The organism is Micromonospora sp. NPDC048930 (assembly GCF_043197935.1).
Taxonomy (GTDB): Bacteria; Actinomycetota; Actinomycetes; order Mycobacteriales; family Micromonosporaceae; genus Micromonospora.
The window spans coordinates 26,712-41,715 of record NZ_JBICUB010000027.1; the positions used below are offsets into that span (position 1 = coordinate 26,712).

General features: G+C 69.4%; 13 protein-coding genes. 3 read left to right on the top strand and 10 right to left on the bottom strand.

Annotated elements, in window-relative coordinates; translation table 11 throughout:
• Positions 1-23 precede the first annotated feature (23 nt).
• The 4 genes from ACGFI9_RS35800 to fxlM form a co-directional block, all read right to left on the bottom strand.
• The gene (locus tag ACGFI9_RS35800; protein WP_393185291.1) at positions 24-1,253 is read right to left on the bottom strand and encodes a lanthionine synthetase C family protein; all 1,230 of its coding nucleotides are present in this window, start codon (positions 1,251-1,253) and stop codon (positions 24-26) included.
• A complete protein-coding gene (locus ACGFI9_RS35805) occupies positions 1,250-4,327 on the bottom strand; it encodes a lantibiotic dehydratase (RefSeq protein WP_393185293.1) in 3,078 nt (1,025 codons plus the stop codon). The genes ACGFI9_RS35800 and ACGFI9_RS35805 overlap by 4 nt, the downstream gene beginning before the upstream one ends.
• A gap of 71 nt (positions 4,328-4,398) precedes the next feature.
• Complete coding sequence (locus ACGFI9_RS35810; protein ID WP_393185295.1) at positions 4,399-4,599, bottom strand: FxLD family lanthipeptide; 201 nt, start codon at positions 4,597-4,599, stop codon at positions 4,399-4,401.
• Positions 4,600-4,658: 59 nt separating this feature from the next.
• Complete coding sequence (gene fxlM / locus ACGFI9_RS35815) at positions 4,659-5,864, bottom strand: methyltransferase, FxLD system (RefSeq protein WP_393185296.1); 1,206 nt, start codon at positions 5,862-5,864, stop codon at positions 4,659-4,661.
• Positions 5,865-6,170: 306 nt separating this feature from the next.
• Here fxlM and ACGFI9_RS35820 point away from each other — a divergent pair, with 306 nt between their 5' ends.
• Positions 6,171-6,476: a hypothetical protein gene (locus ACGFI9_RS35820; protein ID WP_393185297.1), complete on the top strand. Its 306-nt coding sequence runs from the start codon at positions 6,171-6,173 to the stop codon at positions 6,474-6,476.
• 100 nt (positions 6,477-6,576) lie between these two features.
• Here ACGFI9_RS35820 and ACGFI9_RS35825 read toward each other — a convergent pair whose 3' ends face one another.
• From ACGFI9_RS35825 to ACGFI9_RS35850, 6 genes are all read right to left on the bottom strand, one after another.
• Entirely contained in the window at positions 6,577-7,905 is a 1,329-nt protein-coding gene (locus ACGFI9_RS35825; protein WP_393185299.1) for a hypothetical protein, read from the bottom strand.
• A gap of 34 nt (positions 7,906-7,939) precedes the next feature.
• Positions 7,940-8,398 carry a PPC domain-containing DNA-binding protein gene (locus tag ACGFI9_RS35830; RefSeq protein WP_393185301.1) on the bottom strand — a complete coding sequence of 153 codons (459 nt, stop codon included), beginning with the start codon at positions 8,396-8,398 and terminating at the stop codon, positions 7,940-7,942.
• Complete coding sequence (locus ACGFI9_RS35835) at positions 8,391-9,476, bottom strand: asparaginase (RefSeq protein WP_393185303.1); 1,086 nt, start codon at positions 9,474-9,476, stop codon at positions 8,391-8,393. The genes ACGFI9_RS35830 and ACGFI9_RS35835 overlap by 8 nt, the downstream gene beginning before the upstream one ends.
• 40 nt (positions 9,477-9,516) lie before the next feature.
• Positions 9,517-11,205, bottom strand: coding sequence for a hypothetical protein (locus ACGFI9_RS35840; RefSeq protein WP_393185305.1), 1,689 nt, complete (start codon positions 11,203-11,205; stop codon positions 9,517-9,519).
• Positions 11,206-11,295: 90 nt separating this feature from the next.
• The gene (locus ACGFI9_RS35845) at positions 11,296-11,514 is read right to left on the bottom strand and encodes a DUF397 domain-containing protein (RefSeq protein ID WP_393185306.1); all 219 of its coding nucleotides are present in this window, start codon (positions 11,512-11,514) and stop codon (positions 11,296-11,298) included.
• The gene (locus ACGFI9_RS35850; protein ID WP_393185308.1) at positions 11,511-12,398 is read right to left on the bottom strand and encodes a Scr1 family TA system antitoxin-like transcriptional regulator; all 888 of its coding nucleotides are present in this window, start codon (positions 12,396-12,398) and stop codon (positions 11,511-11,513) included. The genes ACGFI9_RS35845 and ACGFI9_RS35850 overlap by 4 nt, the downstream gene beginning before the upstream one ends.
• Before the next feature lie 540 nt (positions 12,399-12,938).
• Here ACGFI9_RS35850 and ACGFI9_RS35855 point away from each other — a divergent pair.
• Positions 12,939-14,147, top strand: a complete 1,209-nt coding sequence (locus tag ACGFI9_RS35855) for an FAD-binding oxidoreductase (RefSeq protein WP_393185310.1) — start codon at positions 12,939-12,941, stop codon at positions 14,145-14,147.
• Complete coding sequence (locus ACGFI9_RS35860; RefSeq protein WP_393185312.1) at positions 14,144-14,836, top strand: N-acetyltransferase; 693 nt, start codon at positions 14,144-14,146, stop codon at positions 14,834-14,836. The genes ACGFI9_RS35855 and ACGFI9_RS35860 overlap by 4 nt, the downstream gene beginning before the upstream one ends.
• Positions 14,837-15,004: the final 168 nt, after the last annotated feature.

The following is a 15,004-nucleotide window of genomic DNA, read 5'->3' on the forward strand; positions in this document are numbered from 1 at the left end:
CCTTCAGAGGCGTGGGGGAATCGTTAGGCCAGCAGGAGGACCGCGTCCCAGGCGGAGGCGGGTGCGGCGCCGGTGCCGACGGTGTGCAGCGCGAGGGCGGCTCCGGCGGCGCCGTCCATGAGTTCGGGATCGGTCATCGGCTGGGCCAGTTGGGTGGCGAGTTGAGCTGCCAGGTCGGGCAGTTCGGCGGCCAACGCCGGGCTGCGGGCGTCGACAGCCATGCGGAAGGCGGCCTGGAGCAGACCGGCTTTCCCGTGGCACAGGCCGATTTCGGGTAGCAGGGCGCGTTGGGTTGGGTCGCGGAGCGCGGCGAGCATTCCGTTCTCGGCTGTTGCTTGCCGATTGGTGTCGCCGAGGGCGATGCCGGCCAGTTGCTGGGCGCGGGCGGTGCCGGCGATGCCGTAGCACCAGGATGGCCGGGGGCGTTGCGGTGGTTCGAGGCGGCGGGTGTGGTCGAGGGTGAGGTAGCCGGGCCACCAGGGGCCGGTGGTGTCGTGGTGGCGCCACTGGTCGGTCCAGGCGCAGAGCCGGGCGAGCGCGTCACGGACGCCGGCTGCGGGCACGTCGTGGAGGATGGAGAGGGACAGATAAGCGATGATCGCGCCGATGCCATGGGCGATCCCGATGTTGCCGTGCCCTTGGGGGTAGTTCGGGTGGGGCTCGCCGGACAGGCCCACCGGCATCCACCACGGCGGCACGTCCTCGACGCCGGGTCGGCCGGGGAGGGGGTGGGTGAGGCGGACCAGGTAGGCCAGCACGTCGCGGGTGACGGGGTGCGCGGGGTGGCGGTGCAGGTGGTAGACGCCGAGCCCGGTCAGGCCGTGGATCAGATCGAACTCGCGCATCAGGAGTGGATCGCCCCGGTCGATGCGGGTGTGGGCGGTGGCCAGGCGCGTCCGGGTGAGCGCGATCGTGGTGTCGTCGAGCGCGGCCAGGGTTCGTCGGTACCGGGTCGTGCTGGCGGCGTGCAGGGCGAAGCCGAGGGCCGGTGCGCCGTGGAACAGGTTTGCGTTGTTGCCCGCGCTGATCGGTTGGGATGCGGCGAGTTTCAGCCAGGCGTGGGCGAGAGCATCGTCGCCGTGGCCGGAGCGGGCGCGTTCGATGTGCAGCAGCGCTATGCCGACCGCGCCGCCCGCGAGGGACTGCGGCCGGGCCCGCCCATCCAATGTCTCGCGTTGAATGGCCTGCGGGTCGGCCAGCGCCTCGGCGACCGCAGTGGCTGCCGCGAGCGCCGCCGGGTGCGTGGGGGTCATGTGCGGCTCCTTGCTCGGGCGGTCCAGCTCAGCGCGGCGGCGCGGGCCAGGTGCAGGCAGGTGCGTTCGCTGTCCGGGTCGGGCCCGATCATGCGGGTGTGGTGGAGGTGGAGCAGGTCGGGCAGCACGGCCGCGGGAGTGACCGCGACGGTTCGCAGCGTGTCGCGGTAGGTGGTCAACGCCCGGCGGCGCCGGTCCCATGCGGCGCGGACTTCTTCGCCGCCAGGAAGCTCGGCCAGTCCTGAGCGGTCGGGGTTGGCCAGCCGGACGGCGTGGTCGTAGACGTCGCGGGGTGGAGCGGGCCGGTGCGGGCGCGCGTGGTCGATCAGCCACTGCATGCCCAGGGCCGTGTCGCCGATGAGGGCGGTGGTGATGTCCAGCAGGCTTGCGGCGGTCACCGCGCGGACATCGGATGCCGGTCTGCGGTCGCCGTCGGCGGCGAGTTGCGCGAGCGCGGCTGCCGAGTCGGCCGCGAAGACGTCCCCGGTCGCTGTGCTGGCGGTGGGGCCGCCGAAGCGGGCCGTCTCGGGGTAGTCGGTGTCGACCTGCACCCGGGCGATCAGGCCGGCGCGGCGAAGGTCCTGCGCCCACTCGCCGACCAGGACGCTGCTCGCGTCGCCGGCCAGCCGCAGCCGCAGGTGCGGTTCGGGATCGCCGTAGCGGAGAAACCACCACCGGACCCGTGGACTCAGCTGTTGGAGCAGGGACGGCAGGTGCCGGGTGAGGATCGTGGACTGTCGGTCGGGGTGACCGTACAGCTTGACGTAAAGGTGATCACCGCTGCCGGGGAGGTGCCCGTGCTCGCGGACATCGATCATCGGCGCGGTGGCGAGCAGCCGGGGCGGTGGCGCTGGGTCGACCGTCGACGCGAGGGGGATGACGATCTCGTGTGCGTACCCGTCGATCCACCCGGCGGCGTCCGGTGGCGGTGTGGCGCGCAGCACCGCGGTCGTGGTGCGGCTGAGGTGGTCGCGCAGCAGTGCCTGGTGTGCGGGTTTGGCCAGGTCCAGGCCGATGCGCTGGTCGCCGTCACCGAGATAGACCGCCGGAGGGCACCCGGCCGTGTCGCGCCACGCGGCCACGGCCTGGATCCACTGCCGCCATCCGGCGGCGGGAGCGGGCAGGTCGGCGGCCTGCAGCAGCCAGCGCGCGGGCGACAGGATGGTCCGCCGGTAGCGCAGGGCGGGTAGGAACGGCAGCCCGTTCGCGACGCCCCAGTCGAACGCGCTGCACGGCGCGGTGAAGGCGGTGGAGGCGGTGGAGGCTTCGGCGAGGAACCGCACGATCGGCAGGGTGTAGTGGACCTGCTCGACCGCGTTGAGCACGATCGGCTCCACCGGACAGCGCCGGGAGATAGACACCAGGTATACGCGGTCGGCGTCGGCGGTGACGGCTATGTCGTCCAGCCCAATCCGGTCGGGTGCGTTGTCGTGGTACTCCCCGAGCGAGATGAGGTGCGGCATCACCTGCGGGGCGCGGGCCACGTCCTCGGTGATCGTGTACGGGGTCACTGCCGACACCTGGGCGAGCAGGGCACCGCGAGTCGTGGTTGGCAGGGTCGCGTACTGGCCGGCGATCCGCGCCCGGTCTGCCGGGTTGAACAGGTCGAGGAACCGGCCGGTGGTGGTACCGGCGTTGCGGGATACGCCGACGACCGCGAGCCGGAAGTCACCCTGATCGAGTTCCCTCATGGTGCGGGCGTGAACGGCGACCGTCAGCTCGGTGCTGGGCTGGACCTGCGTGATCGGCTCCTCGCCGGCCAGGTCGCGGATCATGGAGTCGTCGAGCATGACCTCGTGCTGGCGTCGTAGCGCTGCCTCCTGGGCCAGGGCCAGCAGCTTCCGATCTCGTGGTGTCAGGGCCACGGGCGGAACAGGCGGGGCACCCCGGTAGCCGGCGGGATAGCCGAGGCCGATATCGGCGTCCACCGCGTCACGGACCGGAACCAACGTGTGCGGCCCGTAGCGCTCCAGGAAACGGCGGTGCCACGCCGCCCACCCGGCACGGCCGGGAGCAGCGAGGCGGGTGAGAACGCCGGCTGCTGTCACGGCTTCAACGGCGACAGCCTCCGGAACGCGCAGATCGACGTCCACATGGACATCGACTACGACGGGCGACTCGTCGGTACGGTGCAGGGCGGCCATCGTCGCGGCGAGCCGCATGCGCTGCTCCCCGGTGCCGTGTGGCGACGCGTTGTGCTGCGCCGACTGCTCGACGAGGGTTCGCAGCATGCCGAGCGTGGCGCGTGCCTGGGCGAGCCTGCCGTGGCCCGCGGTGCTGTCGTCGGCATCGGCCACCACCTGTTCGAGGCCCGCGGTAACGACGGACAACGGGTCGGTGGAGGTGGTCGCTGGCCGCAAATGAGTCAGGAGCAGACGCTGCAACACCATCTCCGCGAGCATCGAATGCACAGTGCTGGTGGGGACACGGTGGTCGGTGGCGAGCTTGCCGGCCAGATCCTCCAGCCGGATCGGATCCCTCGCCGCGGCCAGCGCGGCGCGCACCGGTCCGGTGGCGCGCACGTGCACGTGGGTGACCGTCTCGCCGGGAGCCTGGTTGGGGCGATGCTCCAGCACGATCTGGTCGTCGTGGCAGGTCAGGAGGTTGTTGGCGCGGACCGTCAGGTGCGGCAGGAGCACCGGGTCGGCCTCCAGGCGGCCGATCAGGGCAGCCAGCCACTGCGCCCGTACCCGCGCCACCGCTCGGTGTCCGCCACCGATCCGGACCCCTGCGGTCGGCGCGAGGTGGGCAGGGGCGACCCCGGCGAACAGGCCATAGGGTGTCGCCCGTCCGCGCGCCCGCAGCAGGTACCGCAGGACCGACACCACCACCCGGCGCGCCTCACGCCCACCCACCGAGCGGCCGTCGCAGATCGCGCGGACGCGCTCGGCGAGCACCGGGCTGGCCTGCTCCAACGCGGCGGCGAATTCCGGCACCGCGAGGGCTTGCTGCAACCACGGCCGCCACGACGTTGCACCGGCCGCCGACTCGGTCAGGTCCGGCCACCCGCCAGACGAGCGGTCCGGAGGGCATACCGCAGCGCGCACCACCAGCGCGTCCAGGTGCCGATACACGCTTCCTCCCCTGAACGTGAGGCGCCTGACCGTGCGGAGCACCGCACGGCCAGACGCCCCGGGATCTCGACCTACTTCGGGCAGGTGGTGCTGCAGGCGGACTGGCAGGTCTTGCCGCACCCGTCGTTGGTCATGTAGATCAGCTTGTCGATGCCCTCACCGGACTCGACGAACGTGACGTCCAACTCCCAGTCATCCGGACCGAACTCGTCCTCGCTACCGTTCACGCGTGGCGCGGCTGGGGCGGTCCTGTCCTCGGTCATGATCGACATGGCGGCCTCCTTCGAGGGGTTGTGATCCTCCGGCACCCCGGTCGAGGCGCCGGTAGCTGTCAGCGCCAGGAAACCGCGACGACGCCGTGGCGCTTCGCCGCGTACCACCCGGCCGGCGCGGCCTTGCCCGCACGCGTGGGGATGTACTCGATGCGCGCGGCCCCGCGACGCCGGTAGTCCGCGGCCCAGCGACGCAGCAGCCCGACGTACCGCTCCGCGACCGCCTCGGCGTGCGGCCCGTACGCGAAGACACCGCTCTCCCACCCGCCGAGATCCTCGTTCTCCCGCTTCGTCCGGTAGGCGAAACTGCCGCCCTCGACCAGGACGGCCGCGCCGTAGGTCACCGCCGGAGTGAACACCCCCTGATCCACCAGGTTCTGGCTGGCGTACAGAAACGGCACCTGCGGCACGCTGGTCACCACAAACAACTCCAGCTCGTCGGGCAGGTCGAACGCCGCCCCAGACCAACGCTCGATCCTCGGCCCGTGGATCGCCTTGCGCAGCGCCGGCACGTCGAAGCCCGGGTCCGGTCCGTCGAGGCGCAGCGTCGCCTCACCGTTGATCGGCACCAGCGTCTCGCTGAACGTGCCCTCGCCCTGCATCGGCACAAAACCACCAAGGCAGTAACTGCGGCTGACCAACCCCGTCCCGGACCGGTCGAACGCGACGCAGCGGGACAGCCCGGCGAACCGCAGCGGAACTACGACCCTGCCCCGCTCAGACAACTGGTCGATCCAAGCCAGCGGGATGTCCCACGCCCCCACCGTGACGATGATCCGGTCATACGGCGCGTGCTCCGGCACGCCGTGCTCAGCATCGGCCTGCACCACCCGCACCCGCTCGTAACCTGCCGCCTGCAGACAGGCGCGGGCCCGAGCGACGATCTCCGGATCGATATCCACCGACGTCACCGAGCCATCAGGACCAACCAGCTCCGCGATCAGGGCCGCGTTGTACCCGCCCGAGCCGATCTCCAGCACCCGCATCCCCGGCTCGATCTCGGCCTGCTCCAGCATCACAGCCTGGATGTGCGCCGCGGAGACCGAACTGAGCGCCGTACCGTCCGGACCGCTCTTCGTCACCAGCGGAGTGTTCGAGTCGTACACCGCCTCCAGCGGCTCACCGGGAGCGAAAAGGTGACGTGGCACGACCGAAAACGCAGCGGCCACGGCCTCTGAAGTGATGGTGTCCTCGCGTAGCTCGGACACCATCACCGCACGCAACGTCGCGGGATCCTGAGCACGCTGCTCGCTTGTGGTTGTCATGTCGTCCTACCTCAGCTATCTGGCTGGCTGCCGCTGCCGATCGAGCAGCGACGCTTGCTCTCCCGTAACGCCTACAAGAGGGCTGTGAAGGCCGGCTGCCGCACCGAGCCTTACCGAGTACGCCTCACACGATCACCCATGGTGACCGGTGCGGGAATACCGACTTACGGTCCGACTTCGCTCTCAACCCGTGTCGCTTCCGAGCGCGGATGCATGGGAGGTGGATGATCTAGACAGCCGGTGGCATAGTCGGCAGGGCCGGCATGTTGGTCGAGGGAGGAGACGGTGCCTCGCCATCCGGACACCATGATCAAGCCGAACACCGTGCTCAGCGGCGCCCGGCAACGTCTACCCTCGCGGATGCGTCCTGGCCAGCGCATGTCCCGCAGCGAGCTGGCCGATGCGGTCAACGCGGCGCTCGACCGGATTTACTCGGGCCGCGACCTCACCGCCCATTACGTCAACTTCCGTTGGGTCGGCAAGCTGGAAGCCACCGCAGACCTCACACCGGCGGGTTTCGAAGTAGTCAATGTCTACCGCGGTAGTACGAGTGTGCGTGTTCGCCTTCGCCGACCCAAGCCGACTCCTGCACCGCGAGCCGATACCGCATAACCAAGCCCGCGCGAATGCGCGCCGTGAGTGACGGCTCGTCTGATCAGCTGTGGCTCTCCATCAAGTGCGGTGCCCCACCCGACGCCGGATGGCGAGGCACCTACGCCTTCCCTCGGCCTGGCGCCCAACGGTCCGCAAGCAGCGCACGTACTTCGGTGACACCGCGGAAGGGGATCATCCTCTCCATGACGTGGCACGCCCGGTGGGCAACTCGCGCGCTGGGCAGGCCTTCGGTGAGATCGAGCATGCGCGCTGCTGCGCAAGCAGCTGCCTCTGGCTCCTTCGCATCGGCGTAGGCGACGACCAACCACGACAGATAGAGCGCCACCTCGCGGGCGTGCGTCGCGTCGTAGCCTTCCAGAGCCCTCGACAGTAGCGGTAGAGCCTTGAGTGGCCGTTGGAGTTCTGTGAACACACGACCGTCCATGACGTCCAGCTCATCCTGGCTGACCCAGTACGCCCAACGAGGCGCATCACCATCGCGCCTGCGAAGTAGTGCATCGTGCGCCTCTCCGAGCGCGCGCAGAGCCGGCTGTGGGTCCTTGACCCGGGCATAGGCCCATGCCAGACGGTCCAAACACAATGCTCGGGCCTCGGCAGGTGCTTCCGGTCCGGCTTCCCGCAACGCGGCTCGGGCGAGATCAACGGCGAGTCGTTCGCGACCGGTGTTCGCATGCTGGTAGGCCAGCGACCCGAGCAAGTTCGCGGCCAGCGATCGGTCGCCGGCTTGCCGGGCGGCCGATGCACCCAGCCGGTACGTACGCTCGGCTAGCGAGGCGAACCCTGCGTCGGAGGCGATCCAACCCGCGATCTGCGCCAGCTCGCCTACTTGGACCAGCAGCCCGCGTCCAACCGTCTCCGTATGGGACGTCTCCCGGTACAGCTTCGTCGCAGCCCGCAGTTCGCGAAAGGCAGGAGCGATAAGGTCGCCACCGGCAAGGACGTCATCAGCCAGTCGCAGTCGATGGACTCGGGCGGCCAGATCACTCACGGCGGCGTGGCCAACTCGGCGCCCAACAGTGGGCATTACGACCTGGAGCAGATCGTTTACGGGAAGCAGATCGGCCAGCGAACTGTTGTCTGGGGCTTCGCGCTCATGACCAGGAGCCGACATGCCGCCGGTACGCCGTGGGCTGTAGAGGCCGAGTTCGGCGTCGGTAGCGGCGCCGAGGACATGCCGCAGCCCGGCGCGACGTTCCTCACTGGGCCAACGGTGCTCCCCACGCTCCAGCTTGCCCACCCAGCGATGATCTACGTAGTGCGCGGTGAGGTCCGTGCGCGGGTAGAGCTGATCGAGTGCTGCGTTGACGGCATCGGCCAGTTCGGCCCGGGACATGCGTTGGCCGGGTCGCTGCGGTGACGTCAGGCGGCGACGGGCTTCGGTGAGCAGCGTGTTGGGTGTGATGACGGTGTCGGGGTGGCGGGGCATCTGTGCCCTCCTCCGTGGGCAACGTTGGGGATCGTTAGCCGAAGCGGAGTTGTGGTACGTCGTACAGGTCGGTGTTCGGTAGCCGGCGCATGTCCGGTGAGCTGATCTCGATGATGAGCATCTCGGTGAGGAATTGGACAGTGGCGTCCAGCAGGTGGCTGGTGTGAGCAGTGGCGCTGTGTTCCTTGAGCCCGGCGGTGATGTGTATGTGAGGGCGGATCTTCTGGGTGGTGTCGTCCCAGGCGATGGTGCCGCCGCCGAGTGCTTCGACGTTGGTCAGGTCGACGTGCGTCCAGACCGGGGCCCCGGGGTTGTCGAGGCGCTGACACGTGCCGACGATCTTGGCTGTGGACAGGCCGGCGATGAACATCGGAACGTATCCCTGCTTGATGTCGTGGGCGCGGCAGGCGTCGGCGAGGGCGGTGAAGAAGTCGTCGCCGTGATCGAAGACCACACCGATCATCCGTCCTGGGGTCAGGTTGTGGCTACGCATGCGCCGCTGTTGCCTCCGTTCGGTCGTCGGTCAGGGTTGGTGTCGGCCAGGGCCAGGAGGACGGTTCATCCAGGTTGCCCGCAACGGCGAATGCTGGGGCGATGTCCTGCGGCTTGGCTTGAGCGGCGAGGAGCGTGCGGAGCAGGATGCGGGCTTTGTAGGGGTGCAGCCAGCCTGCGGGGATGAGCCCGCGGGCGAGGAGGTCGCGTTCGGAGCCGGGGAAGCCGTAGGTGCGCGTGAGCGTCGGGCCGGCCGGCGTGCGGGAGGCGAGGACGACGGGGATTCGTTCGGCGAGGGTGGTGAGGGTGTCGACGAGGGGTTCGGGTACGTGGCCGACTCCGAATCCGGCGACGACGAGGCCGTCGCAGTGCCGTCCGATTGCGTCGAGGAGGGTGGGATCCTCGTCGAGGCTGACGGTGTAGAGGCCGACACGGGCGCGTTCGGCCTGACTCGGGGTAGGGATGGTGAGCCGGCACGGCACGCGGGTCAGCAGCCTTGCGGCGCCTTCCATGACGGATCCGAGGGGGCCGGTATCCGGTGAGCGGAAGGTGGCGCCGTTGGTGGAGTGGGTCTTGGCGGCCCAGCGGGCGGCGTGAATCTCGTCGGCGAGAACGACGAGGCAGCCTTGGTGCCGGGCGGTCGGTGAGGCAGCGGTCTGGATGGCGGCGAGGAGGTTGGCGGGTCCGTCGGCGCCGGCCATGGTGGGGTTGCGCATCGCGCCGGTGACGACCACGGGCTCGGGTCGGTGGTGTAGCAGGTCGAGCAGGTACGCGGTCTCCTCGATCGTGTCGGTGCCCTGGGTGACGACCACTCCGGTGGCGCCCGCGGCGAGTTCGTGGGTCGCCGCGGTGGCGAGCGCGGCCACGTCTGCGAACGTGAGGGACGCCCCCGGGCGTCGGCGGAAGTCCACCACCTCGATGTCGATTCCGGTCGAGGCCAGCCCTGGTACGGCGTCAACCAGGTCGCGTGCGGACAGCGTGGGACTGGCGCCTTCGCCGGTGCCGCTGGTCATGGCGATCGTGCCGCCAAGGCCGAACACCACCACCTTCGGCCCGGGCGTTGTCGGGGTCGAGGACACGGCAGTTCCTTCCGGCGGTCGCGGCGTGGTGCGCAGGAGCCTAGTACGGCAGGGTGCCGATGAAGCGGCATGCTTGGTCGACGCCGTCGAGGGAAAGTAGACGGCTGCGGGGCTCGGCGAGGCCCGCGAAGCCGTACTGGCCGAGGTCGGCACAGCGGCCTTGCAGCCAGGGCCAGTCGAGGCTCAAGTAGTCGGCTAGGTGGCGGAGCCGTCCGCCGGGCGTGTCGCCGGCCGTGACGGAATGAGCCTGCACATGGCCGAGGGCGTCACGGTAGGCGGCGACGGTGTTGCGGTGGTCGGCGACATCAACGTGCCAGACGTCATCGGCGCGAATCCAGGTGGCTATGATCGCACGCTGCTTGTCCATGACGAGTCCGGGCAGCGCAGCGTACTCCGGGTCGTCGGTGACCGCGGTGTGAATCCCGAGGGATTCCATCAATGCCACGGCGAGCAGCAGCAGGATCCGTTCAGACGTCGACGAGGCGGCCACCGCGTGCGGGGGAAGGCAGAACATCCTGGTCATCGGCTTGGACGCGCTTCGGAACCGTTCGGCGGTCTCGCGCAGGTACCGCAGCTTGTGTCGGAACAGCAGCCACGTGCTGGCTTCCTCCCCGCTTTGCTCCCGCGTCCAGTAGACGGGCACGTCGGACAGGAGATGGTAGTGGCGGCGGATGTGGTCGGCGCAGAATGCCGATCCGATCCACAGCCGTGACACCGAATCCAAGTCTTCGGCGATGTCGCGGCTTGCGGCCGACCTGGCCATGTCCCTGTACGTGGATGCGGCGGCCTGGGCGGCGTCCAACCGGGCGTCGTCCAGCAGTAGCGACAGGTCGAGGTTCGCCACCGCCCACAGAACCCCGGCAGTGATCGCGTCGAGCTGGTACACGCGAGGGATGAGCAGGCGGGCATCCCGACCGGCTTCGACCAGATGCCGAAACGCCCGCCGAGAGTCCAGCGCGAAGACACCGACACGATCCGGTTTGTCGACATGCCCGAGAATGAGCCGCCGCTGAACGGAACGGCGCCATCTCTGTTCTGTGTCGGCATTGGTGATCGTGGCGAGGACGCGGCCGTCGTCGACCGCCGGGTACATCTCGACGTCGATCGCCGCTCCAGGGAAGTGCTGTCCTGTCGGGGCCGAGATCGTGCGGCACAGGGAACGGTCACCGTCGGGCAGCAGCTGGCGTCCAGGCGTGGGGGTTCCGAGTTGCAGCAGATCGCCGTCGGGCAGCAGGTCGGGCCGTGGACCGGACCGAGCGACCTGCTCCCGCTCAACTTCGTCCGTCCGCCTGCTGGCGGAGCGCCGAGGGCTGTAGAGGTCGAGATCGGTGTCGGTGGCGGCGCCGAGGGCGAGCCGTAGGGCGGCACGGCGTTCCTCGCTGGGCCAGCGGTGCTCCCCGCGTTCCAGCTTGCCCACCCACCGGTGGTCGACGTAGTGAGCGGCGAGGTCCCGGCCCGGGTAGAGCTGATCCAGGGCGGCGTTAACAGCATCGGCCAGTTCGGTCCGGGACATGCGCTGGCCGGGCCGCCGGGGCGATGGCAGGCCCGCACGTCTCTCGGTGAGTAGCGTGTTGGGCCTGATCATCGTCTCCGGATGACGAGGCACCGACACCTCCTCCCCGTGTACCTGACTGGACTCATGCAGATGCCCCGGCGCGCTCGCCGGCACCCTCAGCCAGGGCCGTATTAGCGTTGCGCGGCCCGCTGCCGCCAGCGTGGTGGCGGGCACACTCAGAGTCAAGGAAGTCCCGGGCGGCGTCGCCGAGGCAGGGTGGCCGATCTCGGCCTCCTGGGTGCTGGACCCGCCCGAGTCGTGACGCTAGAGGTACTTGTGCCTCTCCGTCACGGCCGGGGATACGAATCCGCCATCACGGACGCCCTCCATGAAGGCGTGCCACTGTTCCGGGTCGAACCGCAGCACCGGCCCAGCACTGTTCTTCGAGTCGCGTACCAGGACCGGTTCGTGGGTGTAGGCAACCTCGACGCAGTTGCCGTCGTCGCTGTAACTGGACTTGCGCCAGGTGTGCTGGGGTGTCATGCCGGGACTCCTTCGGTGGGTGTCAGGTTCTCCGCCGCGGCGCGGAGGAGACGGATACTTGATTCGGGTGAGAGGGCGGCGGCCTTGAGTCGGCTGTGCAGGCTCAAATAGGGGTCCAGTTCGCCCGGTTCGGTGTGGATCACGTCGTGGGTCAGAGTGTCGACCGCGACGGCCTGTGAACCGTACGAGTCGCGGTAGCGGTAGATCGAGTACGCGGACCGGGGGGCGCTGTGACCCCTGATCGATGCATCGAGAGGTAGCACCTGGACGGTCACGGATGGATCGTTCGCGCACACGGCGACGACGTGCCGAAGCTGCTCGGCGACGACTACGGGGTCGGCCGCGCGTCGTCGGATCGCGATCTCGTCAATGACGGCCTCGTACCGCGGCCCGCCCGCGGCGAGCACCAGGCTCTGCCGACGTGCGCGGGCGGCGACCGCGGCGGCAGGGTCGAACCTGTCGCCGTGGCGGGCAGGGTCGCTGCGTAGCCGCGCATCGGCGAACGCGGGCGTCTGAAGCAAGCCGGGAATCAGGGCCATGGCGTACTCGGTGATGGTCTTGGTGCCGCTTTCCAGATCGGCGTAGATGGCCTGCCGGATGCCCATCCGTTCGGCGTCGGCTGCCCACCATCCGCGCGTCCAACCGTCGGCCGCCGCGTCCATGATGGTTGTTCGCCGGTTCACCCCGACCGCGAGGTAGTCGCAGATCCCGCTGACGAGGTCGATGTCAGGCCCAAGATGCCCGTTCTCCAGCGCGCTGAGTTGCTGCCGCGGAAACCCAACAGCACGGGCGATCGACTCGCCCGTCAGGCCATGTTCCTCACGCAGGCGACGGATCTCGCGTCCAAGCCATCGTCGGCGGACGTACGGACTGGGACGGTTCACCGGCAGCCTCCAGGGACCACGTACGCCCGATCGACGGATGGCCGGCCGGGGTGAGGTCAATGTAACCCCGCCAGCCCGGGGGATGATCTTGGCGCAGCTGTCGGTCCGACACGTTTTCGCAGGTCACCTACTGGTCGGACCGCAAGTCAGTACCTGAAGTCGGACCGAAGGTCGGCATTCCCAGCTCCGTGTCGTTGCGTGATCGTTGACTTGCAGCGAGCTACCCGTCAATGCCCGGCAGGTGAACGAGGAGGGATGAAATGCGGCGGATGAAGTGGTTCCTCCCGGCCGACGACCGGGCGTTCAATCCTCTCGGTTGCCCTTCCCCGGACAGCAGAGCCGCCGCAGCGTCCCTCGAAGGTCGTGCGGAGGGCCCGACGAACGTAACCCGCACCACCGAACCGTCAAGGCGCAGACGAGCGGCAATACCACTGCGACCTTGCGTTCCAGCCATCCAGCCATCCGGCCTTCAGGGCCCTCCACTGCACGGCCCGCGGGCCCTGCCCACAGGAGTTCGTCGTCCCAGGAGCAGCCGGGCCGATGACTGATCCAGCACAGTCGCTCGCGTGCGCCCTCGCCGCGCACGACCGCGCCGCCGACCACTTCTGGTCGTTCATGGAGGACCGCAGCGTGCGATTCCTCCCACACCAGCTCGCGCCGATCTTCTTCTCCACGCTGGGGCACCTGGTCGCGAGCAGGGACGCTCCGGCTGGCCGGCGTGCAGGGCTGGCGGTGCTGGGCCGCATGTATCGGCGCTTCGGGCTGTACCCCTATCACGGCACGGTGGTCGCGGCGGCGATGGTGGACACCGTGCGCCGGTTCGCGGGTACCAGCTGGGAGCCGGAGCTGGCCGGTGTCTGGGAGCGGGGTTGCCGCCGGGTGATCCGGCTGGCCGAGCGGACGGCGGCGGCGATGGGCGATGGCCCTCATGTCACGGTCGGCGAAGTCGAGGCGTGCGATGCGGCGGCAGATGGCGTCGCGGTGTTGACCGTCCGGCCGACGCGGCGTCTTCGCTACCTGCCTGGCCAGGCGATGCCGGTGTGCACGCCTCGCCTGCCGGGGGTGTGGCGGTGGTACTCGCCGGCGAACGCTCCTCGCCCGGACGGGACGGTGGAGTTCCACATCCGCGCAATCTCGGAGGGCGCGGTGTCACCGGTACTGGTCGAGCGCGTGGCGCCGGGGGAGTCGCTGTGGTTGGGGCCGGCGTTCGATGTCGGGCTGTCGCTGGAGGTAGCCGGTGAGGCTGATCTGTTGTTGGCGGCGGGTGGTACCGGTCTTGCGCCGATACGGGCGCTGGTCGAGCAGGTGGCCGCGTCGCCGATCAAGCGGCGGGTGACCCTGGTGGTGGGTGCACGTTCGCTGCTCGACCTGTACGACTCGGTGGCGCTGGACAAGCTTGCACAGGCACAGCGTGACTGGCTCACAGTCGTGCTGGCCTTCTCCGACGACCGTGACGTTGAGCCAGCCGCGCAAGGCGATCTGCTCAGCATGGCCTTGTCTCACTATCGGCCAGGGCAGGCGTTCTATGTCTGCGGCTCACCGCAGTTGATTGAGGCGGCTCGGACTCGTCTGCCCGCTGCAGGTGTGGAGCCGGGCTGTCTGCACCTCGCAGCGACTTTTCAGCACGCGCTCAATTCGGCGCTGTGGGTGTCTCGCTCACGCCCGTCGAGCACGAATGCCGTGGAGCCTGCGCTGGACGCGACGCCCAGGGGCAGTGGGGCCGACCGCTTCCGGAGGGGAGCGACGTGAAGCTGATAGATACGACCGTCCGCCGCGCTACCGGCGAGGACCTTGCCGCGCTGTCGACGGTGGTGGCTGATGCGTTGATGGCCCATGCCGTGGGAGCCTGGCTGGTGCCGGATGCGGCCGAGCGCCCGGAGGTCTTGTACCGCTACGCGGATCTCGTGGTGACGCACGGGTTGGAGTACGGCCAGGTCGACACGACCGACGACTACGCCGCAGTGGCGGTGTGGTACGCCCAGTTGGAGCCACCGCCGCCGGCGGCCGGGTGGGTGTTCGACCTGCACCGGCTCCTCGGGCGGCACGCGGCCCGGTTCGCGCTGCTGCACGCCTACGTCGACGCGGTGCACCCGCACACGCCGCATCACTACCTCGCCCAGATCGCGGCCCGTTCTGGGCAGGACGCAGCCGCGAACGCGTTGCTGACCGACCACCACCGTCTTCTGGACGCTGATGGGTTGCCGTCGTGTGCGGAGGTCGACAGCGACCGGCCTCGGGACAGCCTGCTTGCTCGGCTCGGTTATCAGCAGCGGTCGCCGGTTCTGCTGGAGCCGGGCGGCCCTGTTCTGTGGCGGATGTGGCGGCCTCCGCCGGGCGGAGATCAGCCTGGCGGGCTGCCGCGCCGGGTGCGCCTGTCTCGGAGCGCGACACCGTTTCGCGGTCGGGTGATGCCGGCGGCATCACCGCGTTCTCCCTGACCACCGATACCGCACCACCCCAATAACGCACCAAGTCGATCAACCTGCGGGCGATGACCTCACGTCCGGCGGGCTACCTCGTTGCACCCCGATTCGAAGGAGGCACCCCTCATGCCGACCGTAGCTACTCGTTGCGCCACCTCGTCGCCACCACGACGGCTGAATGCT

Excerpts from the sequence above, each read along its gene's own strand:
- fxlM (WP_393185296.1), bottom strand. The coding sequence starts at position 5,864 with ATGACAACCACAAGCGAGCAGCGTGCTCAGGATCCCGCGACGTTGCGT.
- ACGFI9_RS35800 (WP_393185291.1), bottom strand. The coding sequence starts at position 1,253 with ATGACCCCCACGCACCCGGCGGCGCTCGCGGCAGCCACTGCGGTCGCC.
- ACGFI9_RS35855 (WP_393185310.1), top strand. The coding sequence starts at position 12,939 with ATGACTGATCCAGCACAGTCGCTCGCGTGCGCCCTCGCCGCGCACGAC.
- ACGFI9_RS35820 (WP_393185297.1), top strand. The coding sequence starts at position 6,171 with ATGATCAAGCCGAACACCGTGCTCAGCGGCGCCCGGCAACGTCTACCC.
- ACGFI9_RS35830 (WP_393185301.1), bottom strand. The coding sequence starts at position 8,398 with ATGCGTAGCCACAACCTGACCCCAGGACGGATGATCGGTGTGGTCTTC.
- ACGFI9_RS35845 (WP_393185306.1), bottom strand. The coding sequence starts at position 11,514 with ATGACACCCCAGCACACCTGGCGCAAGTCCAGTTACAGCGACGACGGC.
- ACGFI9_RS35825 (WP_393185299.1), bottom strand. The coding sequence starts at position 7,905 with ATGCCCCGCCACCCCGACACCGTCATCACACCCAACACGCTGCTCACC.
- ACGFI9_RS35810 (WP_393185295.1), bottom strand. The coding sequence starts at position 4,599 with ATGTCGATCATGACCGAGGACAGGACCGCCCCAGCCGCGCCACGCGTG.